This is a genomic window from Proteiniborus ethanoligenes, assembly GCF_900107485.1.
Lineage (GTDB): Bacteria > Bacillota > Clostridia > Tissierellales > Proteiniboraceae > Proteiniborus > Proteiniborus ethanoligenes.
This window is the reverse complement of the sequence record NZ_FNQE01000029.1, coordinates 1-23,049: the sequence shown is the minus strand read 5'-3', so window position 1 is coordinate 23,049 and position 23,049 is coordinate 1. Positions and strand designations below refer to the sequence as shown.

The 23,049-nt window shown below is 34.6% G+C and carries 21 protein-coding genes and 2 riboswitches; of the genes, 1 reads left to right on the top strand and 20 read right to left on the bottom strand.

Annotation, left to right across the window (positions count from 1 at the left end; translation table 11 throughout):
- Positions 1–57: 57 nt before the first annotated feature.
- The 20 genes from gap to BLV37_RS11705 form a co-directional block, all read right to left on the bottom strand.
- Entirely contained in the window at positions 58–1,068 is a 1,011-nt protein-coding gene (gene gap / locus BLV37_RS11800; protein WP_091731734.1) for a type I glyceraldehyde-3-phosphate dehydrogenase, read from the bottom strand.
- A gap of 26 nt (positions 1,069–1,094) precedes the next feature.
- Positions 1,095–2,138 carry a sugar-binding transcriptional regulator gene (locus BLV37_RS11795; protein WP_091731731.1) on the bottom strand — a complete coding sequence of 348 codons (1,044 nt, stop codon included), beginning with the start codon at positions 2,136–2,138 and terminating at the stop codon, positions 1,095–1,097.
- Positions 2,139–2,474: 336 nt separating this feature from the next.
- Positions 2,475–3,854 carry an RNA polymerase factor sigma-54 gene (gene rpoN, locus BLV37_RS11790; RefSeq protein WP_091731728.1) on the bottom strand — a complete coding sequence of 460 codons (1,380 nt, stop codon included), beginning with the start codon at positions 3,852–3,854 and terminating at the stop codon, positions 2,475–2,477.
- Between the two features lie 313 nt (positions 3,855–4,167).
- Positions 4,168–5,100 carry an ABC transporter permease gene (locus BLV37_RS11785; protein WP_425287125.1) on the bottom strand — a complete coding sequence of 311 codons (933 nt, stop codon included), beginning with the start codon at positions 5,098–5,100 and terminating at the stop codon, positions 4,168–4,170.
- Entirely contained in the window at positions 5,100–6,206 is a 1,107-nt protein-coding gene (locus BLV37_RS11780) for an ABC transporter permease (RefSeq protein WP_091731723.1), read from the bottom strand. The genes BLV37_RS11785 and BLV37_RS11780 overlap by 1 nt, the downstream gene beginning before the upstream one ends.
- A 21-nt stretch (positions 6,207–6,227) precedes the next feature.
- Positions 6,228–7,748, bottom strand: coding sequence for an ABC transporter ATP-binding protein (locus BLV37_RS11775; RefSeq protein WP_091731720.1), 1,521 nt, complete (start codon positions 7,746–7,748; stop codon positions 6,228–6,230).
- 107 nt (positions 7,749–7,855) lie between these two features.
- Positions 7,856–8,938: a BMP family lipoprotein gene (locus BLV37_RS11770; RefSeq protein ID WP_091731718.1), complete on the bottom strand. Its 1,083-nt coding sequence runs from the start codon at positions 8,936–8,938 to the stop codon at positions 7,856–7,858.
- A gap of 229 nt (positions 8,939–9,167) precedes the next feature.
- On the bottom strand, positions 9,168–10,352 hold the full coding sequence (gene grdD, locus BLV37_RS11765) for a glycine/sarcosine/betaine reductase complex component C subunit alpha (RefSeq protein WP_091731715.1): 1,185 nt from the start codon (positions 10,350–10,352) through the stop codon (positions 9,168–9,170).
- Positions 10,353–10,363: 11 nt separating this feature from the next.
- The gene (gene grdC, locus BLV37_RS11760; RefSeq protein WP_091731712.1) at positions 10,364–11,902 is read right to left on the bottom strand and encodes a glycine/sarcosine/betaine reductase complex component C subunit beta; all 1,539 of its coding nucleotides are present in this window, start codon (positions 11,900–11,902) and stop codon (positions 10,364–10,366) included.
- Between the two features lie 180 nt (positions 11,903–12,082).
- Positions 12,083–13,393 carry a glycine reductase complex selenoprotein B gene (grdB, locus tag BLV37_RS11755; RefSeq protein ID WP_091731710.1) on the bottom strand — a complete coding sequence of 437 codons (1,311 nt, stop codon included), beginning with the start codon at positions 13,391–13,393 and terminating at the stop codon, positions 12,083–12,085.
- A 36-nt stretch (positions 13,394–13,429) separates the two neighbouring features.
- Positions 13,430–13,906: a glycine/sarcosine/betaine reductase complex selenoprotein A gene (grdA, locus tag BLV37_RS11750; protein ID WP_091731708.1), complete on the bottom strand. Its 477-nt coding sequence runs from the start codon at positions 13,904–13,906 to the stop codon at positions 13,430–13,432.
- A 45-nt stretch (positions 13,907–13,951) separates the two neighbouring features.
- Entirely contained in the window at positions 13,952–15,238 is a 1,287-nt protein-coding gene (locus BLV37_RS11745) for a glycine/sarcosine/betaine reductase component B subunit (protein ID WP_091731706.1), read from the bottom strand.
- Positions 15,239–15,345: 107 nt separating this feature from the next.
- Entirely contained in the window at positions 15,346–15,663 is a 318-nt protein-coding gene (gene trxA, locus BLV37_RS11740) for a thioredoxin TrxA (protein WP_091731703.1), read from the bottom strand.
- 46 nt (positions 15,664–15,709) lie between these two features.
- On the bottom strand, positions 15,710–16,654 hold the full coding sequence (gene trxB, locus BLV37_RS11735) for a thioredoxin-disulfide reductase (RefSeq protein ID WP_091731700.1): 945 nt from the start codon (positions 16,652–16,654) through the stop codon (positions 15,710–15,712).
- Between the two features lie 109 nt (positions 16,655–16,763).
- On the bottom strand, positions 16,764–17,150 hold the full coding sequence (locus tag BLV37_RS11730; RefSeq protein ID WP_091731697.1) for a GrdX family protein: 387 nt from the start codon (positions 17,148–17,150) through the stop codon (positions 16,764–16,766).
- Between the two features lie 81 nt (positions 17,151–17,231).
- A riboswitch (glycine riboswitch) is annotated at positions 17,232–17,304 on the bottom strand.
- 1 nt (position 17,305) lies between these two features.
- A riboswitch (glycine riboswitch) is annotated at positions 17,306–17,408 on the bottom strand.
- 182 nt (positions 17,409–17,590) lie between these two features.
- The gene (locus BLV37_RS11725) at positions 17,591–19,192 is read right to left on the bottom strand and encodes a Na/Pi cotransporter family protein (protein ID WP_091731694.1); all 1,602 of its coding nucleotides are present in this window, start codon (positions 19,190–19,192) and stop codon (positions 17,591–17,593) included.
- A gap of 86 nt (positions 19,193–19,278) precedes the next feature.
- A complete protein-coding gene (gene trmL / locus BLV37_RS11720) occupies positions 19,279–19,749 on the bottom strand; it encodes a tRNA (uridine(34)/cytosine(34)/5-carboxymethylaminomethyluridine(34)-2'-O)-methyltransferase TrmL (protein ID WP_091731692.1) in 471 nt (156 codons plus the stop codon).
- Positions 19,750–19,859: 110 nt separating this feature from the next.
- Positions 19,860–20,336, bottom strand: a complete 477-nt coding sequence (locus BLV37_RS11715) for a hypothetical protein (protein ID WP_091731689.1) — start codon at positions 20,334–20,336, stop codon at positions 19,860–19,862.
- A 96-nt stretch (positions 20,337–20,432) separates the two neighbouring features.
- The gene (locus tag BLV37_RS11710) at positions 20,433–21,485 is read right to left on the bottom strand and encodes a FecCD family ABC transporter permease (RefSeq protein ID WP_091731687.1); all 1,053 of its coding nucleotides are present in this window, start codon (positions 21,483–21,485) and stop codon (positions 20,433–20,435) included.
- Positions 21,486–21,504: 19 nt separating this feature from the next.
- A complete protein-coding gene (locus BLV37_RS11705) occupies positions 21,505–22,461 on the bottom strand; it encodes an ABC transporter substrate-binding protein (protein WP_091731684.1) in 957 nt (318 codons plus the stop codon).
- A 336-nt stretch (positions 22,462–22,797) separates the two neighbouring features.
- Here BLV37_RS11705 and BLV37_RS11700 point away from each other — a divergent pair.
- Positions 22,798–23,049, top strand: a 252-nt coding sequence (locus BLV37_RS11700; RefSeq protein WP_091731681.1) for a transposase, incomplete at its 3' end; no start/stop codon positions are given.

The window sequence follows — 23,049 nt, the reverse complement described above, 5'->3', positions numbered from 1 at the left end:
CTTCTAAAGTGCTTAAAAGCCGGTTTAATAGCTAAGCTATTAAACCGGTCCCATTTATTACTTCCACTTATTTGCCATTAAAACTGCAGTATCTACAACTCTTGCTGAATATCCCCATTCGTTGTCATACCAAGATACTATTTTAACCATATTGTCTATTACCATTGTTGATAATCCATCTATAATTGATGAACGTGAATCTTTCTTATAATCTATTGAAACTAATGGCTCATCTGAATAGCCTAATATGCCTTTTAATTCACCTTCTGCAGCTTCTCTTAATACATTATTTACCTCTTCAGCAGTTGTAGACTTTTCTACCTCAAATACTACGTCTACTACTGACACTGTAGGTGTTGGAACTCTCATTGCCATACCATTTAGCTTTCCTTTTAATTCAGGAATAACTAATGCTACTGCCTTAGCAGCACCTGTTGTTGTAGGTATTATAGACTCAGCAGCAGCTCTTGCTCTTCTTAAATCCTTATGGGAACCATCAAGGATTCTTTGATCATTTGTATAGGCATGTACTGTTGTCATTAATCCTTTTACAACTCCAAACTTTTCTACTATTACTTTAGCAAATGGTGCTAAACAGTTTGTTGTACATGATGCATTTGAAACTATTTGATGTTTCTCATGATCATAATCCTTTTCGTTAACACCCATAACTATTGTTACGTCTTCATTTTTAGCTGGTGCTGTAATTAATACTTTCTTCGCACCTGCTTTTATATGCTTCATATTTCCTTCCTTATCTCTAAACTTACCTGATGACTCAATAACTAGGTCTACTCCAAGCTCTGCCCAAGGTAAGCCTTCTGGATCTCTACTGTTTACTACTTTTACACTTTTACCATTTACGATTAAGCTATCTTCTGTTGAGTCAATTGTACCCTCAAACTTACCAAAACAAGTATCGTACTTGAATAAATGTGCTAAATCAGCTGGTTTTTGAGAACTGTTTACTGCAACTATTTCTAGCTCTTTTACATTGTCCTCAAAAGCAATTCTCATTACATTCCTTCCTATTCTACCAAATCCATTAATAGCAACTTTAATTGACATTAAAATTCCTCCTTTTATATTATTAGCTACTTGCTTATAGTAGCATTTTTAGACATTGTTAATATTTTTCTTGCAGCTCCTTCATCAATTACAAGGGTCATATTACTATGCAATTTACTTATAGCAATAATAGCTTCTGCTTTTTCTTTTCCACTAGCAACGCCAATTACAGTATCTATGCCCTTAAAATCGTCCAAGGATAAGCCTATTGTGCTGGTTTCTAATACAATATTACCATCTGTATTAAAATAATGCCCAAAGGCTTCTGCTACAGCACCTTCTTTTTTTATTTTTTCTATCTTGTCTGGCTCCAATTCTCTTCTTTGAGCCATTACATCTGCTCTTCCAATGCCAAATATGAGTACATTCATATTTTTAATCATATCTAAGACCTCTTTGATTTCATGAACTGTCATTAAGGCCTTTAAGGCTTCTCCTCCTACATTATCAGGAACTTGAAGCAGTCTATAGCTGCCACCTATTTTCTTTGCTAAGCTTGCAGCAATGTTATTGGACTGTGTTTCAAGATCTTTACCTAATCCTCCCCTGGCTGGTATCACAAGCACATCTTTTTTATTTTTGTCAGCAGTCATTTCTTCTGCTACCTGTGCCATAGTTGTTCCACCAGTAATTCCTATAATGTCGCCATCTTTAATTAATTGCTTTATGAGGAGAGATGCAGTTTTACCCATATCCTTAAAGGTTATTATATCTTCACTTGAATCCCCTGGTACAATATATACCCTATTTATATTTAGCATATCCTGAATCTTTTTCTCTAGATTATTGAGACCCTTAAGTCCATGAATATAGTCTTTTAATCTTTCAATTATTAATCTTCCCTCTTCTGTTACATTCATACCGTTAGTTTCAATGCATAGAAGTCCTTGCTCTTTTAAAACACTTACTTCCGTTCTTATAACTCTTTCTCCTACGTTTAAGCTGTTTGCTAGAGCTCTTCTTCCTATGGGTTGATTATAATATATATTTCTAAGTATTATGTATCGTTTTTCTAGAATATCGATTATTTCTGGTACAATTTTTCTTTGAAGCTCTAGTAAATCCTTCATAAAACCACCCCTCTTGGACGATAGTGGGCCAATGTGTCGAAAAATGACCCATCGACAAAGCGTACAACCTAAAGTTCCATCATAAAATGTTAATTACTATCTTATTAGATTTTTACTATAAATAGTATTTTAATCTTTGTTGTATATCATGCATATTGGTCGGATATTGTCCCGTATATGATGATATTGTCCCAAGATTTTCATAAAAAAATGGTACATCTTCATTATATATATAGTCTTTCTAAAAATCAATACCTTGTTGAGTTTGTTAATAAAAAAACATATTTTGTACCAAACAGGAAGGATTCTGATTCCTTTCCTGTTTGTATAGTATGCTTAAAATCTCCTTCTGCCTGATGAAGATGGGATACCTAGTTCATCACGATATTTAGCTACTGTTCTTCTGGAGATATCAATATTTTTTGATTTAAGAATTTTTACTATTTGCTGGTCGCTTAGTGGTTTTTTAGGATTTTCCTCATCTATTATTTCTTTTATAATAGATTTAATACTTGTTGAAGATATGCCACCATCTCCTGTAGAAACACCACTAGAAAAGAAGTATTTTAGCTCAAATAATCCTCTAGGTGTCTGTATATACTTTCCATTAGTAGCTCTACTAACAGTTGATTCATGGACACCAATATCATCTGCTATATCTTTTAATGTAAGTGGTTTTAATGACTGCTTGCCCTTTTCAAAAAACTCTATTTGAAATTTTAGTATAGACTCTACTACTTTATATATTGTCATTCTTCTCTGCTCTATGCTTCTTATTAACCATGTAGCTGAATTTAACCTATCTGTAAGAAAGTTTGCCGTACTTTCATCACTTGTCCTAGTCAAGAGCTGTCTATAGTAGTTGTTAATAATTAGTCTAGGAGTAGAAGATTCATTTACACTAATAATATATTCTCCATCTACATAATATAAGTACACATCAGGAGTTATATATTTAATGTCGTCACTATCATGTGCAAACCCTCTTCCTGGCTTAGGCTCTAAGGATTTAATTAAATCACATATCCATTGGACATTCTGAACAGTAATATTCAATTCCTTTGAAATTTTAGCTATTCTATTTTGTGCTACATCCTCTAAATGATTTTTTATAACTGCTTTCACATCAGAGTTTTCTATGCCTTTTAGCTCTAATTGAAGTAGTAAGCATTCTTTTAAGTCTCTTGCGCATACACCTATAGGCTCAAAGGTTTGAACAAATTTGACAACGTTTTCTACATGCTTGGGCTCTACACCTAACTGTTCTGAAATTTCCTCTATATTATTAATTAGATATCCATTTTTATCTATGTTTTCAATAATAAATTCTCCTATTTCTCTTTGCTTCTTATCTAGTATTGAAAGGTTTAGTTGAAAAAGCAAATGCTCTTTTAGAGAAGTGGGTGAAGAAACATAGCTCTCAAATGTAGTTTCTTTTTCGTCCTTGTTATAAGAGCTAGCATAGCTTATATCGTCATACTCATTAATATACTCTTTCCAATCTATTTCCTCATTTTTATTTTTTATTTCTTCTATATTCTCTTCAGGCTCTCGCTTATTCTCCATCTCTAATAACGGATTAGCCTCCATCTGGCTTTCTACATATTGCCATAGCTCTTGACTAGTAAACTGAAGTATCTGAATAGCTTGTCTTAACTCTGGAGTCATTATTAATTTTTGTGCTTGTTCCAATGTTAAATCAAATCCTAGACGCATATGGCTCACTCCCTACATAATAATGGATTCAAATTAAAGTATCACAAAGTAATATTACTTTGGTATCACTTACTATGTTAATCTTTATAGTACTATTATACCAGATAATAATACTTTACTCAAAAATTAATAATATATACTTCTCACATTTCGTAAATAAAATAGATCCTTCATTACACTTAATTGATGAAAAGGCATAGTCCTAAAAGAATAAGAGGAGCTATAGCTGTTTTATCCTAAGTGTCATCGAAGGATCTCTGTAAGTATATATATATTTTATTAATTTATGTTTTACACTTAAACAAATATTCTCTTACTTTTCACCTTTATCATAAGGCTTACCGCCTGCTGCTGGTCCTACAGCTCTACCAACTACTCCTACGAGAGCAAGGATAGTTGCTATATATGGCAATGCCTGTAAAAATTCTGATGGCACCTTTAAGCCTAGCATAGATGCTTGTATCTGTATAGCTTCTGTAAGCCCAAAGAAAATGCTTGCTAGCATAGCTCCTACTGGATGCCACTTACCAAATATCATAGCTGCTATAGCTATAAAACCTTTTCCAGCAGTCATTCCTTCTCTAAAAAGGTTTACAGCGCCTAATGATAGAGAAGCTCCTGCAAGCCCTGCTAAAGCTCCACTTATCATTACACAAATATATCTTGTCTTATATACATTTATACCAACTGTATCTGCTGCTCTTGGATGTTCTCCTACTGATCTAACCCTTAATCCAAAAGGTGTTTTCCACAATACATAGTATGACACAGCAACCATTATAAATGCCATATATACAAACACAGGTAATTGTGCAAAAAAGCTTCCTAATACAGGTATTTTTTCAAGCCCTAGGAATAAGTTTTTAGATAACATTTTATTTTGTAATGGGTCAGTTTGTCCTGATCTATGCCATATAATTTCTAGCAAATATGCTGTCAAACTTGTAGCCAAAAGGTTAATAGCTACCCCTGTAATAGTTTGGTCTGCTTTTAAATGTATTGCTAATACAGCAAGTAGTAAAGAGGTAATAATGCCTACAATTATTGCAGTTAGCACACCAAGCCAAGGTGAGTTGGTAAAATGAGTGGTTAAAACTGCAAAAAATGCCCCCATTATCATAATACCTTCTAAGGCTATGTTGAAAACTCCTGATCTCTCGGAGAATACTCCTCCTAAGGATGCAAAGATTAGAGGTGTTGCTAGTCTTAATGCTGAAGCAAGTATAGCTAGTATTATAAAAAGCATTATGCCACCTCCTCAGTTTTATTCTTTTTTTCTCTGTGCTTAGATATAATTTTTACAATTTGTTCGCCTGCGATGAAAATTATAATAACTCCTTGAATTATTCCTACGATTTCCTTTGGAATACCAGCAATTTGCATTCTTCTTTCTCCATTACTAAGTATTCCAAAAAGGAGAGCACTTACTAATACACCAATTGGATGATTCTTTCCTACTAAAGCTACTGCTATACCTGTAAACCCATATCCTGGTAGAGCTGGTGCCATATCTACTTTATAAGTCAAGCCTGCAACCTGTGCTGTTCCTGCTAACCCAGCAAAAGCACCAGATATAAGCATTGATATAATCAGGTTTTTAGTTATGCTTATACCGCCATATTCTGCTGCAAATGGACTCTGCCCAACAGAACGTATTTCGTAACCTAATGTAGTTTTAAATAAAATAAAATATGCAACAAAAGCACATAGTATGGCTACTATTAAGCTTGTATTTACACTTGAGTGTCCAAATATTGAAGGAAATAAATCCTTAAACTTTGTAAGCCTTGCTGCTTGCGGTAATAATACAGTGTGCGCTTTTTGTGCACTGCCTTCTAGTGTAGAAGGGTTCAAAATAGTTCTAATAAAATAGTTCCCCACAAACATAGCTGTATAGTTTAGCATTATACTAGTAATAACCTCATGTATTCCAAGTTTAGATTTTAAAAATCCTACTATAGAAGCCCACAATGCCCCTCCAAGTGCTCCAGCTAAAAAAATCAGTGGAACAAGAAGGAAATGTGGTAAGTTTTGGAATACAAAAGCTACAGCTACAGTTGATATAGCTCCAGCAATATACTGGCCTTCGGCACCAATATTAAATAAACCACATCTAAATGCAAAAGCTATTGCAAGTCCAGTAAATATAAGGGGAGTAGTTTTCAACAATGTTTCTCCAAAAACAGGTATGCTACCAAAGCTACCGCTAAAAAGCGCTCCATATGCTACTAATGGACTGTTACCTGAAATCACTATAAATATAGCTCCAATTACGAATGATATAAGTACAGCAAATGCAGGAAACTTTACATTATCAAAAAAAATCTTAAGTTTACTGTCTTTACTATTCATTTTCTCACCTCTCTATTCTCACTAGTCATCAGCTTTACCTCCAGCCATCATTATACCTAGCTTTCTTTCCGTAGCATCCTTAGAATCTACAATTCCTACTATGTTTCCATCATAAATAACTGCTATTCTATCTGCTAGTGCCATAACCTCATCTAGCTCTAGGGAAACTAGTAAAACAGCCTTTCCTCTATTTCTTTGTTCAACAATTCTTCTATGAACAAATTCAATAGCTCCAACATCAAGTCCCCTAGTAGGCTGGGAAGCAATTAATAACATTGGATCTCTGTTGATTTCTCTCGCTATAATTACCTTTTGCTGATTACCACCTGATAGAGATTTTGCCGCAACTTCTTCATTAGGTGTTCTTACGTCAAATTCTTTAATCAACTCTAGTGCATGCTCATGAATCTTTTTATAATCCATAATACCATTTTTGCTATAAGGTTCTTCTCTGTGATTTCCTAATATCATATTTTCTGCAAGAGAGTGGTTTAAGACTAATCCTCTTTTGTGTCTATCCTCTGGTATATGACCTACGCCAATATCTATAATTTCCTTTGTACTACATTTAGCAATATCTTTTCCATTCAGTTCTATGATTCCTGACTTTGCTTTTCTAAGGTGCGTAAGAACTTCTACAAGCTCTGTTTGTCCATTACCATCTACTCCAGCTATAGCAAGTATTTCTCCTGCCCTTACATTAAAGCTTAATCCCTTTAAAGCTGGTAAATGTCTATTATCTAAAGCTTCTAGGTTTTTAACCTCAAGTATTACATCTCCAGGTTCTTTATCTTCTTTTTCTACCACTAGATTTACTTTTCTACCTACCATGAATTCTGCTAATTCATCGGTATTTGTGTCTTGGGTATTAAGTGTACCTATTACCTTGCCTCTCCTAATAACTGTAACTCTGTCACTCATAGTCATTACTTCTTTAAGCTTGTGGGTAATCAAAATAATTGATTTGCCTTGATTCTTCAAATTGTCTAATATTACTCCTAGTTCATCAATTTCTTGAGGAGTAAGAACAGCAGTTGGTTCGTCTAATATTAAAATGTCCGCTCCTCTATAAAGAGCTTTTAATATCTCAACTCTTTGCTGCATGCCTACACTAATATCTTGAATCTTTGCATTTGGATCCACTGCTAGTCCATATTTGTCGGATATTTCTATTACATCTTCAATAGCCTTTTTCATATCTAGATTAAGACCAAAAAACTTCGAAGGCTCTGTACCGAGTATTATGTTTTCGGCAATAGTAAATGGTTGAACAAGCATGAAATGTTGATGTACCATCCCTATACCTTTTTCAATTGCTATATTAGGGTTATCGATGCTGACTTTTTCACCATGAATATAGATTTCTCCCGATGTAGGTAAATATAGACCGTACAATATATTCATTAGAGTAGTTTTACCTGCGCCGTTTTCTCCTAATAATACATGTGTTTCCCCTTTTTTTAATGTGAAATCCACATTGTCATTAGCTACTACTCCAGGAAATATTTTGGTAATATTCTTCATCTCTACTACATAGTCCAAGCTCATTCCCTCCTTTTATAGAAAATAAAGGTCAGATGGTTTAACACCTGACCTAGTATGATTATACTTTTTTTATATCCTATTTTCAATATTATATAATATGGATATTATAATTGTGGCGCTTCAAAAGCTGTAAATTCTGCTTCTATCTTAGGAACAACTATTTTGCCATCGATTATAGCTTGTTTATGTGTTTCCATTATAGCCTTAACATCTTCTGGTAAGTTGCCTGCATTGTCACTATATCCCATACCATCGTTGCTAACATCAAATGTGTACACTTTACCGCCTTCAAATGTTCCTTCTTTAGCAGTTTTAGTTATTTCAAATGTAGATGTATCAACTCTCTTAATTGCTGAACATAGAACATGCTCTGGAGCTAATGCTGATTGGTCTTGGTCAACTCCTATTGCCCAGAAGCCTTTTTCTTCAGCTGCTTGCATTAATCCAACGCCAACTCCACCTGCAGCATGATATATAACGTCTGCACCCATTTGATGTTGAGCAAGTGCTATTTCTTTACCTTTTGCTGAGTCATCAAATGAATCTGCATATTGAACAAATACTTCTGCATTTGGATTAACTGCTTTTACTCCAGCTCTAAATCCATACTCAAATTCTTCGATTAGAGGGAATTTCATACCACCAATAAAGCCTATTTTATTGGATTTTGTAGTTAATCCTGCTGCTACACCTACTAGGTATGAACCTTCGTGGTTAGCAAATGTAAGTGATGCTACGTTTGGAGCATCTATAACAGTGTCAACCACTGCAAATTTTTGCTGTGGGAACTGTTCTGCTGCAGCCTTCATGCTTTCCTCAAATAGGAATCCTACTCCTATTACTAGGTCTGCACCTGATTCTGAGAAGCTAGTTAGGTTTGGGCCATAGTCATCAGCTGATTGTGACTCTAAAACCTTTGCTTCTACGCCTAATTCTGATTCTGCTTTTTTAAGTCCAGCCCAAGCTGAATCGTTAAATGATTGGTCACCTAATCCACCCGTATCTGTTATCATACCTACTACAAATTTCTTATCATCTTTAGGAGCTTCTGGTTGAGCTTGATTATCTCCAGGTTGTTCATTTGATTGATCTGGTTGTGCTGGTTGTTCTGTTTTTGGAGTACATCCGATTGCTAAGGATAACACTAAAACAGTTACTAATGTTAATGCTAGTAATTTTTTTGTCATCTTAAATCCCCCTTGTAATTATTATAATATTTTTATGTATTATCTGTGTTGTTTTTGTTTTACCAACAACAATTATAATATTCTACACAAATCGTGAAAACCCTTTTTTATTTTAAAAATTAATTCATCTTAATAATTACTATATGCTCCAAATTTGCATTTTACTCATTATATAGAGGCTATAGAACCGAGAATAATTATTCTCGGTTCTATAGTTCTATTTAGTTTGTTAACATGGGTTTGAGCCTTCTGCAATATATCCTGCCTTTGTAAGAACTTCAACTGCAAGATCCACCTTAGCCTCATTAACCATTACTATTGGACCAGTACAGCCCATTCCACTTTCAGCATATATGCCTTTTTTCCATAACTCAATAACTGCGTCTTCTAGCTCCATGATGTCTACTCCTGAGATTGAACCTGTTACTATTTCTTTATCAGGAGCCACTACTTCCATTTGCTCATCGGAGCTTTCTTTTTTGTTATCCTTTTTTAAGCCTTTCAGAATGTCTTGAAGCTTTGCACTGTTTGCTTTAGCAAACTCTTCTTTTGATATTTTATCAACCTTGCCTTTTGCAAGCTCACCAGCGAACTCTATTGCATTGGCTACAACTGGAACTCCTGATGCCCTTGATAATATAAGGATAGTTCTCTCATAATCCTCCCCAATACCAGGTCCATATCCAAAGCCTAAAGCTTCATAATCTCCACCTGTAGAGTATGATGAAAATATTTTCATAAGTAGATTTCCAGTTAATGAGTCAGTTACCATTACATCTGGTGTGCCTGTTAATAAGTCGTTTCCTCTCATAACTGCACCACCATCTGATCTCATGGTTTCAGCATAGCTAAAATCATAGCCATTGGCTTTTAGCTCATTTAAGGCTCTCTCAACTTGTCTTACTCCATCTACATTTAAAAGACCTACTGTCGGGTTTTTAATTCCCATTGCTTTTGCAGTGATTATTCCATATAAAGCATTTTTTATCATGCCTTCTACTCTATGTGCAGATGAAGTCCCTGTAGTAGTAGCTAGGTACATTTCTCTCCCTTTACCCGGTGTAATTACTCTACCTACAGTAGATACTCCTAATGGGAATGTGTAGTGCATTGTAACAGCACTTTTAATTTCACCACTATCTAAAAGCTCTTCCATTCTCTTATGCTGTTCTTCTTCTGTATTAGCTTCATATATTTTAAGCTCTGTTTCTACCTTTGGTCCAATTAGAACCACTTCAATTGTAGAATTTCTTTTTTGAGCTAGCTCGGCTCCCTTTATGATGTTTTCTACACCATGCTCGCTGCCCAATACAGTGATGCCCACCTTTACTCTTTGACCAAATTGTCCAGTTTCTACAGCATCTGCTATATCATTAAATACTTTTCCTATTATATTTTTGATATTTTCTGACATTTATATCACCTCTAATTTCCTAATAGATGTGACGCAAATTCTCTCATAGCCTCTGCTACTAATTTTTTAACCTCTTCTTCTGAAACGCCTTTAGCATCCTCAACTTTTCCACTGTTCTTTTCCATAACTATAGATACGCCATCAAATAAATTTGTCATACGTCCTAAGAACAAGCTACCTTTTCCAACTATCATAGCTTTATCTATTTCTCCATTAAGCATAGCCTCTCTACCAAATCCAACATACGGAACTCCTGATGGAATGTGTCCTTGAGTTGGAGCCCATCCTGGCAAACCATGTTTATCTCCAAAGGTTGCTACATCTGCTCTTTCGAGCTCGCCTCTTTTTACTCCAAGTGCAGCTATCATTTTGTAGTTTGCAGCAGGTACATCTCCTGCTCCTGCTGGTTTAGTTATATCTGGGTTTTGCATTTCAACAGAGTATTTATCTATATCAGTTATCTTTAGGTTTCCTTTATCTAATGGAGTCGTTATTAGTGAAGTTATAACAGCCTGTGGTGAAGAACCTGTACCCACAGTATGTCGACCTACTAAGTCAGTTCTTAAAATTGGATTTATTCCATCGTTTTTGCTTACTAAAACTGCAAATCCTGCAACTGCATCTTCTAGTATAGGTAAACCTTTCTTAACGTGGTCTTTACCATTCATGCCTAGCTTAGCTGTTGCTCCACCTGCTACAATAACTACATTTTGGTATACTCCCGCTTGTACTAGCGCAGCAGCTTCGATTAATGAGTGTGTTGGTGCTGCACAAAATCCTCTAGTATCTGAGCCAGTAGCATTGTTACAGCCTACCATTTCTGCTATAGCCTTTGCAAAGTTGCCTCCGCCTCTTTGATTCATATCTCCACATGCTTCTTCAGAGCATTCAATTACATATTCTATATCATTTGCATCTATTCCATTTTTGTCTAATAGATTCATTAGTGCAAGAGCACCAGATGCTTTAACTACTAAGTTTTCAAATATTGTATGAGCATTTAGATTAATATCTATTTCATGAGCTCTCTTTACACATCCAACTATTTCATTGTCATGGTAAATAGCCTCTGCATGATACTCATCTATTTGCTTTTTAATATCTTCTATTGAGTCTCCTTCTTTAAGCTTAGCTAATAATTCTTCTCTTATTAATGGATGCTTAGCAAGCTTAGCTTTCACACTTTCTGCAAAAGATTTTTCTAGTTTAACTAGGTCGAAAGCATCGCTCATTTGCATTAGACCTATGAATTCATCTTGAGGCATTATTTCTCCTAGCTCACCAAATCTTTCAGCACCCTCAACTTTTTTGTCATACCATGGCATTTCATATTTTGCCAATTCTTGTGGATTTAATGACCCAATATAGGTTTGGTTAGGTGGATAGCTTACTACTTCTTCAAAGCTACGCAAATGCTTTGGGAGCTCTTTTAAATAATCTGAGTTAGGATTGATAACTCTTTCTGAAGTTTGTGTTGTACCATTGTGTAATACCATATCTGGTGTGTGTGCTAGTATGTAACCAGCACCTTTTACTACTGGGAATGACATACACTTCACCTCCAAAATAATTAAAAATTATTATTATTTATTGTTATTGACTCGCAGCTGGCAGCTACATACTATAAATAGTCTTTAGCTACTAAGCTATGGCTTATAAAAGGGTGATGAATAAACACCACCCTTTTATTTGCTTTTGCAACTGCTAGCTGCGAATCGCAGCCAGCACAATTATTTATCAAAAACTGTTTGACCTTCCACTTCAGTTGTTAAAGCTTCTAGTGCTTTTTCAACTAATTTTCTTCTTAATTTCTTTTCTTCTGCTTTCTCTAAGCTTGGATTCCCAAGTGGATGTGGTATAGCTATAGTTGGAACTATTCTGTTAGCACCTACAGTCAATGAGATTGGCACTACAGTACACATATGAACAACTGGAATACCTGCTCTCTCAACTTCTTTAACCATCGTTGCACCGCAACGTGTACAAGTGCCTCAGGTGGAGGTTAATATAACTGCATCCACGCCATCAGCTTTCAGTTCTTTAGCAAACTCTGCTGCAAAAGCTTTTGAGCTTGCAACTGCTGTACCATTTCCTACAGTAGTGTAGAAGTATCTATGAAGTTCTCCAATTTTTCCTTCCTTCTCTAGATCCCTAAGAACATCTACAGGTAAAACTCTGTCAGCATCAATATTTGCATATACAGGGTCATAACCACCATGAGCTGTTTCATAAGTTTCTTCTGTTAAATCTTCTACTCCAGCAATATCATATTTTCCGTACTTAGAAGCACTTGAAGATTCAATATGATCAGGATTTCCTTTTGGAACTATACCGCCGGAAGTTACTAGGGCGATTTTAGCTTTAGTAATATCTTTAACTGCTGGATTTGGATCTACTCTATCGAAATCAGGCATTGGGAACTCTGTAACGAATTCTTCTCCTTTAAGCTTGTTAATAAGCATGTCAACAGCTCTTTCAGAACCTCTCTTATCAACAAAAACATTTCTTCTAATACCTCTAGGTATATACCCTTCATCTGCTGGTGAACCTATTTCTTCACCTTTAGCCAATTTAAGAGCTAACTTTGCCATATCTTTTACTGCTGATCTCATTCCTGCCGCATTATTTTTTGTTTCTACAATATAAACACTTTTCTTAAACATATCAGCGCCAGGATTTTCAATGTACATACCAGTTAAAACAGGGATTCCTAGTTCATTTTTTACAGCATCAGTGATTGTTCCACACGCAACACCATATCTACCTGCATTAAAGGCTGGTCCAGCAATGAATAAGTCTGGATTATATTTCTTAATCATGCTAATTACTTCTGCTTTTGCTTCTTCTAGGTTTTCGTTAAAGTAAGAGTCACCGCAAATAATTGTTGCAACTATTTCAGCTTCATCACCAAAACTTTGATTAAATGCCATTCCTGGTCCAACTACTGTTTCTCTTACTTCTGGTTTATAATCAGCCTTTTCTTCTCCACCTATTCCAGCAAAGAATTGGTTGATATAATGAACAACTTTTATTTTACTCATTAGTATCCCCCCTCTCGTATTTTTGGGTAGTTTTATTTAATCATTAAATTTTCCATATTCATTTCTTATTGAACTTACTTCTTCAATTATTTCATCAACATCTAGAACCATTTCCATCATGCCTATTTGCTCATCATAAACGTCTGCATCAAATTCATCCTTAACTTCTGGTTCTACAACGTGGTAAACTCTGAGTCCTAACTGGACTCCTGCCAATGGACCTGCAAAAGTTGGATCTCCTGCTGTAACTGTTTCAGCTGCTAAACCTGCAGCTTCACCTTCAGCAGCACCTAAAAGAACGATAATATTCTCTGCACCGTGCTTTTCTGTTAAATCCTTAACTCTTTGTTGATTCTCTAGGTCCATTGCTCCTGCAGCCGTTCAGACAAAACACTCTGTAGATGCGAAAACTACTTCTGCGTTAGTCGTCTTTAAACATTCTTCGACAGCTGGAGCTGGTATACCATCTCTATCGCCTATTACGATAACTTTTTTGCCATCAAATAGTCCCATCTTCACACTTCCTTTCAGTTTTTGTTTAAATATATTTATGTTTGTTTAGAATCCTCTTGCTGTTAGTTTATTGAAGCCAAGCTCATTTGTAGCACCTGTAATAGCTTGAAGCTCTACTACTATAGAACCATCTTCTCTTAAACTTCCATCAAATCCACCAGCAATTGTATTTACTGGATCAAGATATCCAATAACCTTTTCTAGTGCTGGTAGTTCTATTACTTCGTTAGCATTTCCACCTGTAACAACTGCATTTGCTAGCGGATCAGCATCAGCTAATGATTGAGATGCTCCATCTCTACCTGCATATTCGTCAGTTACGATTACAGTCTTTATGCCTTTTTGTTCTATTTTTTTGCAGTTCATGATTAAGTCAGTATCTGGATTTCCAAATCCTTCCTGTGATATGATGACACCATCAACACCAAGATATTCTGCTAATTTTGCAGACCAATCTGATGATCTTTCCTTATCCGCTAAGTAAACATTTTCATTTGTTATAATTACTCCAACAAAGTTTAGTTCTTTTCCATGTCTTTCAAATAAGTCGTGAACAACTGGGTTGTTTAAGTGGTGATAAGTAGTATTCTTGTCACAAGCAGAAACACAGTTACCACTTATGATAGCACCATCTAAAAGCTCTGTTGGGTAAATCAGTGTAGATAAGGTTTGTTTAGCGTCAACACCATAAACATAAGTATCATGCATCAAGCCTTGGCTTTGAAGCATCAGTACATATGCTACCTTTGGGAGTTCAGGATATTTTTGAATTCCTTGAAGTAATGGTAGCGTTTCATATACCTTTACTTCATTTGGTGTTACTTCTTTACCTGCTTCTCCAAGATAAGCAGCAGCTTTTAATCCCGCAAATCTAATAGCTTTTTCATGCTCATGCTGTTTTAAACCATCTCTTGGTTGAATAACTAAAACAACATTATTAGTTTGAGAGAATGGTGTGTAATCTGCTCCAGGTCCAGTCATGTCTATAATACCTTCTTGGAATGCAACCACCTTTCCTGTCGTAACAACTGCTGCACCTTTTAGCACATGGGTTCTACCTGTTCCAACTGTTTGAACCTTAGAAAGTACTCCTGGGAAAATTCCACCAGGACCTTCAGCCTTAACTCTCGGTTCAATAACGTCCTTAACAGGAGTAATTCTTACGCTTTCACCTGGTCTTGCCAACTCTACATCCACACTTTTAATGTTGTCATCATCGCTTATTCTTGCAATAAGCTCCTCCTTGTTGACAAACAAAATACCATTTTCTACCTTTGTTTTGTCGCCAAATTGAACATCCTTAATGATAATATTACCTATTTCTAGGCGCATAGAGTTCACCTCCTCTTGATATTTCACTAATGTGACATGTTTTATTGTAACCCTAAGCAGTAAATTTTATAACCTTCACTACTTAGGTCAGTTACCAAAATCATTCATTAAAGATATTTTTGAATCATAGCCTCTACATTGGCTGGTGTTGCATCGTCCTTTACTAACTCGTCAATTTTTTCACCGTCTTTGTATATTGCTATAACTGGCAATCCTAATATTCTTTGTGAAATAGCAAGTCTTCTTGCTTTACCTGTGTCAAGTTTAGTAAATTTAACTTTATCACCATATTTTTCTGAAAGCTCCATGATATGTGGCATTAAGGCTTTACAAGGTTCACACCCTTCACTCCAGAAATCAACTAAAACATGTCCCTCTGCTTGAAGTACTTCAACTTCAAAAGTATCTTTGTCAACAGCTAACATTCATATCCCTCCTAATATATTTGTTTTATTTAAAAAATTTCTATTTTTATTCCTCAAAAACGCTTTCTATGTACTTTTCAGCTTGTGTAGCAGCTATAGCACCATCTGCTGTTGCTGTAACCACTTGTCTTAGTGATTTAACCCTGCAATCACCAGCTGCAAATACTCCCGGTATATTAGTTTTCATATTATCATCTGTAATAATATAACCATTTTCCATGTTTATCATGCCGTCAAACAATGAAGTTACTGGGTCATAGCCTACAAATACAAATATACCAAAAGTGCCATCATCTTCATTAGCAAAAATTTCTGTTTCTTCTCCAGTTACTCTATTTGTAAGTATCATTGATTCTACTATGCCATCGCCTTTAACTTCCTTAACTACCGAATTCCATATAAAATCAATTTTTTCATTTTTAAAAGCCTTCTCTTGAATTGATTTAGCAGCTCTAAGTTCATCTCTTCTATGAATAATAGTCACTTTTCTAGCAAATTTAGTTAAATACATTGCTTCTTCAACAGCTGAATCTCCTCCACCTATTACAAAAACTTCTAAATCAGTAAAGAAATCTGCGTCACAAGTTGCGCAATAGGAAACTCCCTTACCAGTAAGCTCTTTTTCTCCTGGACATCCCATAAGCTTAGGCTTTGCTCCTGTAGCAATTATTATTGATTTTGCGTGATATTCGCCTTTTGCTCCTTTAACAATCTTAATTTTGTCTTCTAACTGAACCTCTTTAACTTCATCTAGTACCCTTTCTGCCCCAAACTCTTCTGCTTGTTCTACCATTCTAGCAACTAGTGATGGGCCTGAAGCGTCCTTTTCTGAGCCTGGGTAGTTGGCTACTTCTTCAGTAGTAACTATTTGACCACCAGCCTTTTCTCTTTCTAAAATAAGCGTTTTCATTTTTGCTCTTGCCGCATATAATCCTGCTGCTAAACCTGCTGGACCTGCTCCGATTATTATAGTATCGTATAGATTTGCCATTAGCGTCACTCCTTTAATTTTATACTATTATATACCCAATTTACTATTGTGGTTAACAGTAGCAAATAATACTGTTCAGCAACTAAAATTTACCCAAAATTACCCTGTTTTATTCAAAATTAGTCATGTTATTTAAAATACCTTCTATTAGTGAAAAATCTACTGTCTGGAAATCTAAAAGTGCTATATCAGTCCAATTTGGAGTCATCTTGTTCTCCATAAATTTTCTGGCAGTGGTTATGGCACTCTCTATAATTGATAACGAATTATAATCTAAGTTTTTTTTATTTTTTGAAATAAGAATTGTTCTATATGGAGTTTCATTAGGCTTAATGCTGCCTGCTAGGGGATGTGATAAAAGTATATGACCCAAATGTATTTTGTCTCTTACAGTTTCCAAAACACCTATATAGTCCTTTTCGCAGAACTGAATTTCATATGTAGAAGAAAATACATCTTTTATTAGTGGGTTATTCGTAAATATAATACAGCTCATAGGTTTCACTCCTTATAATGTACATACAATTATTTAGAGACAAAAAAACAGAATAGAAGTTTACATTATTATGTGCCCCTCTACTCTGTTCTAAACCTGAGAGATTCTTCTTTTTAAAGAATTGCCCCTTCGGTGCCATAGGCTTTCCAGAGAACTGTCCAAATACGGTCCTTTTGCCTGAGAGCTTCTCCATAAATGGCAAACTTATGACTTACTCCTTCGGCGCCAAATTTAATTGGTCTCTTCCGCATTTTTCATTCAGCATTTATTTAATTATAGAATTGTTAAATAAAAATCAATCTTGTTGTTCAAGAACATTATAATATATATTTTTTTTATATACAACACTTTTTATCACTTTTTTATTAAAAAATCATTAAATATCTTTAATATTTAATGATTTTTTTGGTTATTTTCTATAAACTTATCTGGTTTATCTCTTATTTTAGAGCATCTAACATATACAGAGCAATGTTTGAAGAATGGTCTGATATTCTTTCAAGATTGCTTATCATATCAAGAAATATTATACCTGAGCTTGGTGAGCATGACTGAGTGTTTAGTCTTTCAATATGTCTAGCCCTGTATTCCTTTTCCATAATATCAACCTCTGCCTCTAAATCTATTACTTCATTTGCTATTACAGGGTCTGCAGTTTTAAAGGCCAATAAGGATTTACTGAATGTATTCTCTACCTTATCAAACATAACATGAAGTTCATCAAGAGCCATATCTGTAAACCAAAGCTTTTCATCTATTCTAGTCTGTGATAGCTCTGCTATATTTTCAGCATGGTCTCCTACACGCTCTATATCATTGATTGCATGAAACAAGGTAGTTACTGTTGCATGCTGTGCATCTGTAAGAGGCGCATGAGAAAGCTGGATTAAATATTTAGTTATCTCTCTTTCAATTTCGTTAATAAGCTTTTCTTCCTCAAACACTTTTTGAGTTAGGCTCTCGTCTTTTGCGTAGAAGGATTCAATTGCTGTTCTTAGATTCTCTCTAACTATTCTACCCATTCTTAGGACCTCTTTAGCTGCTTGACCTACTGCTATGGATGGTGTTTCAATAATTCTTGTGTCTAAGTATTTTAAACCTTGTACCTTTTCTTCGTCTCCTTTAATGAGCTTCTCAGCAATAACAACTAACAGACCAGCAAACGGGAATTGAATAACTACATTAATAACATTAAACAATGTATGTGCATTTGCAATTTGTCTTTCTATATTGTTAGGTGAAAAATAAATTACTAATGATTCTACAGGCTTTCTTAATACAACCATAAATATAATAGTGCCTACTACATTGAATAAGAAATGCATAAGTGCCGCTCTTTTAGCTGTTTTATTAGCTCCTATACTTGATATAAGTGCAGTTGTTGTAGTACCTATGTTATCTCCAAAAAGTATAGGAAGTGCAATATCTATACTTAAAAGACCTTGACTAGCTAGTGCTAATAATAATCCTATAGAAGCACTACTGCTTTGTACTATAGTAGTTATCCCAAATCCTACAATTATCCCAAGTACAGGGTTTTTTAAGCTAGTTAATATATCATTAAAAACTTGGGAATTGCTCAATGGTTTTAGATGACTACTCATAAAATCCATACCAATAAATAAAATACCAAATCCTATCATGATTTCAGCAATTTCTTTATTCTTTTTCTTAGATGAAAAAAGCCAAATAGCCACACCTATGGCAACAACCACAGGCGCATAATCGCTTAGCTTAAATGCTATAAGCTGTGCTGTTACTGTGGTACCTATGTTTGCTCCCATTATTACTCCTACAGCCTGGCTTAATGTCATTAAACTTGCGTTTACAAAGCCTATAACCATTACAGTAGTAGCACTACTGCTTTGAATAACTGCCGTCACAATAATACCTACAATAACACCCATAAATCTGTTACTCGTCAATATTTCGATAAGCCTTTTGAGCTTTTGACCAGCTGCTTTTTGAAGGCCTGTCCCCATAAGATTCATTCCATATAAAAATAGTCCCAATCCCCCCAAAACACCAAAAGCTATTTCCATGATAAACCTCCTGTTTTTATTTATTTGCATACTAGCTGCAATTTGCAATTTGTATTAAATAATTTCATCCTTAAAGTTTATATTACTCATATTAAATCTGGAAATCTTAATTGCCTTAAAGCTTCATATACCACAATAGCAACAGAATTAGAAAGATTTAGAGATCTAGCCTTTTCATCCTCTACCATGGGTATTCTCATTGTCATTTCTCTATGTTTTGCAAGAATATCCTTTGGAAGTCCTGCTGTTTCTTTTCCAAACAATAAAAAGGCTCCTTCTTCAAAGCTAAAATCCGTATAGCTTTGAATTCCTTTTGTAGTTACAAAGTAAAATTTACTCCCCTCGTTTTTTTGAAAAAATTCATCTAGGTTTTCATATACATGTAAATCTAGCAAGTTCCAATAATCGAGTCCTGCTCTTTTTAAATGCTTATCGTCTATTGAAAAACCCAATGGCTTTACAAGATGAAGAGATGTCCCTGTTGCTGCACAAGTTCTAGCAATGTTGCCTGTGTTTTGTGGAATCTCCGGCTCTACTAATACTACATTTAACATCATTATTGGTCCCCCGTTTTGTCAACTCGTTAATATATTTAGTATTTTTTATCAACCTTTATGATTTTACTAATGTTTTTTAATAAAGTCAATTGATAAAGTTAACAAAAATTTTATTTTTCTTTTGTGTTTAATAATATTATCATTCCCATTTTTTCCGATAAATCTTCATATGTAATTATAGTAGCTTTCCTATCTAAGACCATGTAATCAAAATCTCTTCCTTGAATTATTCCATAGCTTGTTACATTCATTGAAACTCCATTTTCATACAAGCTAGCACATGAGTTCCCGATAATGAGCTTACAAAGGCTAAAAATATCTTTTTTAGCATCTCTATCTATATTAACTACAGGAACACCTCCCATTAGCTTTAAGCAAATAAGCTTAGCAAGCTCCTCAGAAATATTAATCATTATTTGACCTGAAATAACTCCTGATAAAGCTACTACTACAATTACACCATCGTAGAATATTATTTCAGAGTCTAAAGAAACCCTGCCATCATTTAAGTCTATGTGGATAACTTGTTTAAATATTTCAATTGCATTTTTATTGAATGTTTTTACTATGTCTGTATCTCGTATCATTATCCCTCCAACAAAATTATATCATAAATAAAAATAGATTCTAAAAAATATTTCTTAGAATCTATTTTTATTAATAATATTATTATTTATACAGTTTTATATATTCTTCTTAGATTTTCTTAAAAGATAAATAAAAAACGGTCCCCCAAAAAATGCTGTAATTATACCAACTGGTATTTCAGTTGGTGATATAATTGTTCTGGCTAAGGTGTCTGCAAATACCATGAATATCCCTCCCGCTAACATTGAGGATGGTATTAGTATTCTGTGATCTGGTCCTACTATTAATCTCAAAATATGAGGGATAATTAATCCAACAAATCCAATTATCCCACTAACTGAAACTGCTGTTGCAATAATAAAGGAACAAATTATGAGTATGATTATTTTTGCTTTTTCAACATCTATGCCTAAATTTTGAGCTGATTCTTCACCTAGAAGCATGATATTTAAATCTTTAGAAAAAGAGGTTAATAATGCCATAGATAATATCATAGGTAAAAATACAGCTCCTAAATGATCCCATCCTTTCCCCGAAAAGCTACCTAGTGTCCAATAAATGATTTTTGTCATATCCTTTGTATGCATTATCATTAAAAAAGATAATATAGCTGTAAGAAATTGGCTCACAGCAATACCAGAAAGGAGTAAGATGGTTACAGGGACCTTGTTTTTAACCCTAGAAATCCAATACACCACAAAGGTAGTAGCCACTGCTCCAACAAATGCACCTATAGATATGGCTGAAATCCCTAAGCCAATCCAGCTCAGTCCGAAGATTATTGTAATTCCTGCCCCCAATGCAGCTCCTGAAGATATACCAATAACATAAGGGTCTGCCATTGGGTTCTTAAACATACCTTGAAATACTGCTCCTACACTAGATAATGCGGCTCCTACAATTATCCCTATTAAAACCCTAGGTATTCTTATGTTGAGGATTATTGTTTGGTAAGACTTGGGAATATTGCTTATGTCGATGTTCTTTCCTATAAAAGGTACTTTAGATAATACAATCATCAATGTATCTGTTGCATTGATCTTTGCTGAGCCTATAGTTGAAAATATTACAATACTAATAGCAAGAGCCACTATTAGTACTGTAATAATCAAACCTTGTTTTTGTCTTTTTATCTTTTTAAATTCCATTCCAATCCCTACTTTGTTTTTAATCAAAAAGCTCAGGATGTATGCTTTTTGCTACAATTTCAAGACCTTGAACTATTCTAGGACCAGGTATAGAAATTAATGGATCTAATATATAGACTCTGTCATTCTTTATTGCATTTATTTCGTTAAAGCCTGATCTTGATTTTATTGATTCAATTGTTTTTGTTTCAACGTCTTTAGATGTAAGATAAACATCAGGATTTCTTTCTATGAGCTGCTCTAAATCAAATTGAGCATATGCTCCCTGGGCATCATTAGCAATATTGTCTCCTCCAGCAAGACTTATTAATTCGTCTATAAAGGAACCTGGACCTGCTGTTTGAAGGGGCTCATCCCAAACCTCAAAAAATACCTTAGGCTTGTTAGCCTCTTTTACAGTGTTCAGTATAGTATCTTTCTTTGAGAGCATCTCCTGAGTTACTGAATTAGCTTCTACAGTCTTATTTGTAATTCTGCCTATTTCTTCAATTAAGTCAATTACCTCGTCAATAGATTCAGGGGCATAACCGAGAACAGCTATACCAGAAGATGATAGCTTGCTATTGACGTCCTCTTTACCAGGCCCGTATTGAATGACTATGTCTGGATTTAGCTCTAATATTTTTTCTATGTTTACATTAAATGCATCACCGACTTTTTCTTTTGTAGTTGCCTTCTCTGGGAAAACACAATAAGGCGTTACTCCTACTATTTCCTCATCTAGTCCTAATTCAAAAAGAATTTCTGTATGACTTGGCGCAAGAGATACTATTTTAGTAGGTTGTTTTTCTAAAGTTATTTTATTTCCAAAGCCATCTACAATCTCCATAGGATATGTATTTTCACTTTGCTCTATTGGAGCTAAATCATTTTCCTTGTTTGGTTCTTCTTTTTTTACAGCACAACCTGTTGCTAAGGTAAGCATCATTACAGTAATCATCATTATTGTGATAAATTTCTTCAACATTTTGATCATTATTTTTCTCCTCTCGTTATCATATTGTCTTAGGTTACATAGAATGCATATTATAAATAATAGCAAAAGGGATATATTATTTCAAGAAGTTATATTTATAAGCATTGATCACCATAAATACTTATTAGGCTCTTATAGTCCTTGTGATTCTTTCTAATCATTTTAATATCTCCCTTGTCCTTTGCATAAAATACTAGCAGCTCATATTCTTCTCTATTTTTTTTATCTAATTCAAGTTTTAGATTTTCTTTTTCCTTCGTATCTATTTAGCCCCCTAACCGTTTTGGACAATCACACACGATTATAGTAAAATATAATCAACAGGAGGTTGCCAGAATGAGAAGCAAAAATACAAGATATCCAGAAGAATTTAAACGTCAAATTGTTAAAGAAGTAGAGGAAGTTGGTAATGCAACTTTAGTAGCAAGAAAGCATGATATTGTCCCAGGCACGGTTACAAGATGGGTTAGAGAATCAAAGGAAGCTAACAAAACGAATAATCCTCTTAATATAGATTATAGCACTAATTCCTCCTTAGATAAGGAGAATGAGCAACTAAAGAAGCTATTAGGCGAAAAGGATCTTGAA

Coding starts and splice junctions, on each gene's coding strand:
- BLV37_RS11745 (WP_091731706.1), bottom strand. CDS start 15,238: ATGCGCCTAGAAATAGGTAATATTATCATTAAGGATGTTCAATTTGGC.
- grdC (WP_091731712.1), bottom strand. CDS start 11,902: ATGTCATTCCCAGTAGTAAAAGGTGCTGGTTACATACTAGCACACACA.
- BLV37_RS11715 (WP_091731689.1), bottom strand. CDS start 20,336: ATGATACGAGATACAGACATAGTAAAAACATTCAATAAAAATGCAATT.
- gap (WP_091731734.1), bottom strand. CDS start 1,068: ATGTCAATTAAAGTTGCTATTAATGGATTTGGTAGAATAGGAAGGAAT.
- BLV37_RS11770 (WP_091731718.1), bottom strand. CDS start 8,938: ATGACAAAAAAATTACTAGCATTAACATTAGTAACTGTTTTAGTGTTA.
- BLV37_RS11730 (WP_091731697.1), bottom strand. CDS start 17,150: ATGAGCTGTATTATATTTACGAATAACCCACTAATAAAAGATGTATTT.
- BLV37_RS11710 (WP_091731687.1), bottom strand. CDS start 21,485: ATGGAATTTAAAAAGATAAAAAGACAAAAACAAGGTTTGATTATTACA.
- grdD (WP_091731715.1), bottom strand. CDS start 10,352: ATGTCAGAAAATATCAAAAATATAATAGGAAAAGTATTTAATGATATA.
- rpoN (WP_091731728.1), bottom strand. CDS start 3,854: ATGCGTCTAGGATTTGATTTAACATTGGAACAAGCACAAAAATTAATA.
- BLV37_RS11705 (WP_091731684.1), bottom strand. CDS start 22,461: ATGATCAAAATGTTGAAGAAATTTATCACAATAATGATGATTACTGTA.
- trxB (WP_091731700.1), bottom strand. CDS start 16,654: ATGGCAAATCTATACGATACTATAATAATCGGAGCAGGTCCAGCAGGT.
- BLV37_RS11795 (WP_091731731.1), bottom strand. CDS start 2,138: ATGAAGGATTTACTAGAGCTTCAAAGAAAAATTGTACCAGAAATAATC.
- BLV37_RS11785 (WP_425287125.1), bottom strand. CDS start 5,100: ATGCTTTTTATAATACTAGCTATACTTGCTTCAGCATTAAGACTAGCA.
- trmL (WP_091731692.1), bottom strand. CDS start 19,749: ATGATGTTAAATGTAGTATTAGTAGAGCCGGAGATTCCACAAAACACA.
- BLV37_RS11725 (WP_091731694.1), bottom strand. CDS start 19,192: ATGGAAATAGCTTTTGGTGTTTTGGGGGGATTGGGACTATTTTTATAT.
- BLV37_RS11780 (WP_091731723.1), bottom strand. CDS start 6,206: ATGAATAGTAAAGACAGTAAACTTAAGATTTTTTTTGATAATGTAAAG.
- trxA (WP_091731703.1), bottom strand. CDS start 15,663: ATGTTAGCTGTTGACAAAGATACTTTTGAAGTTGAAGTACTTCAAGCA.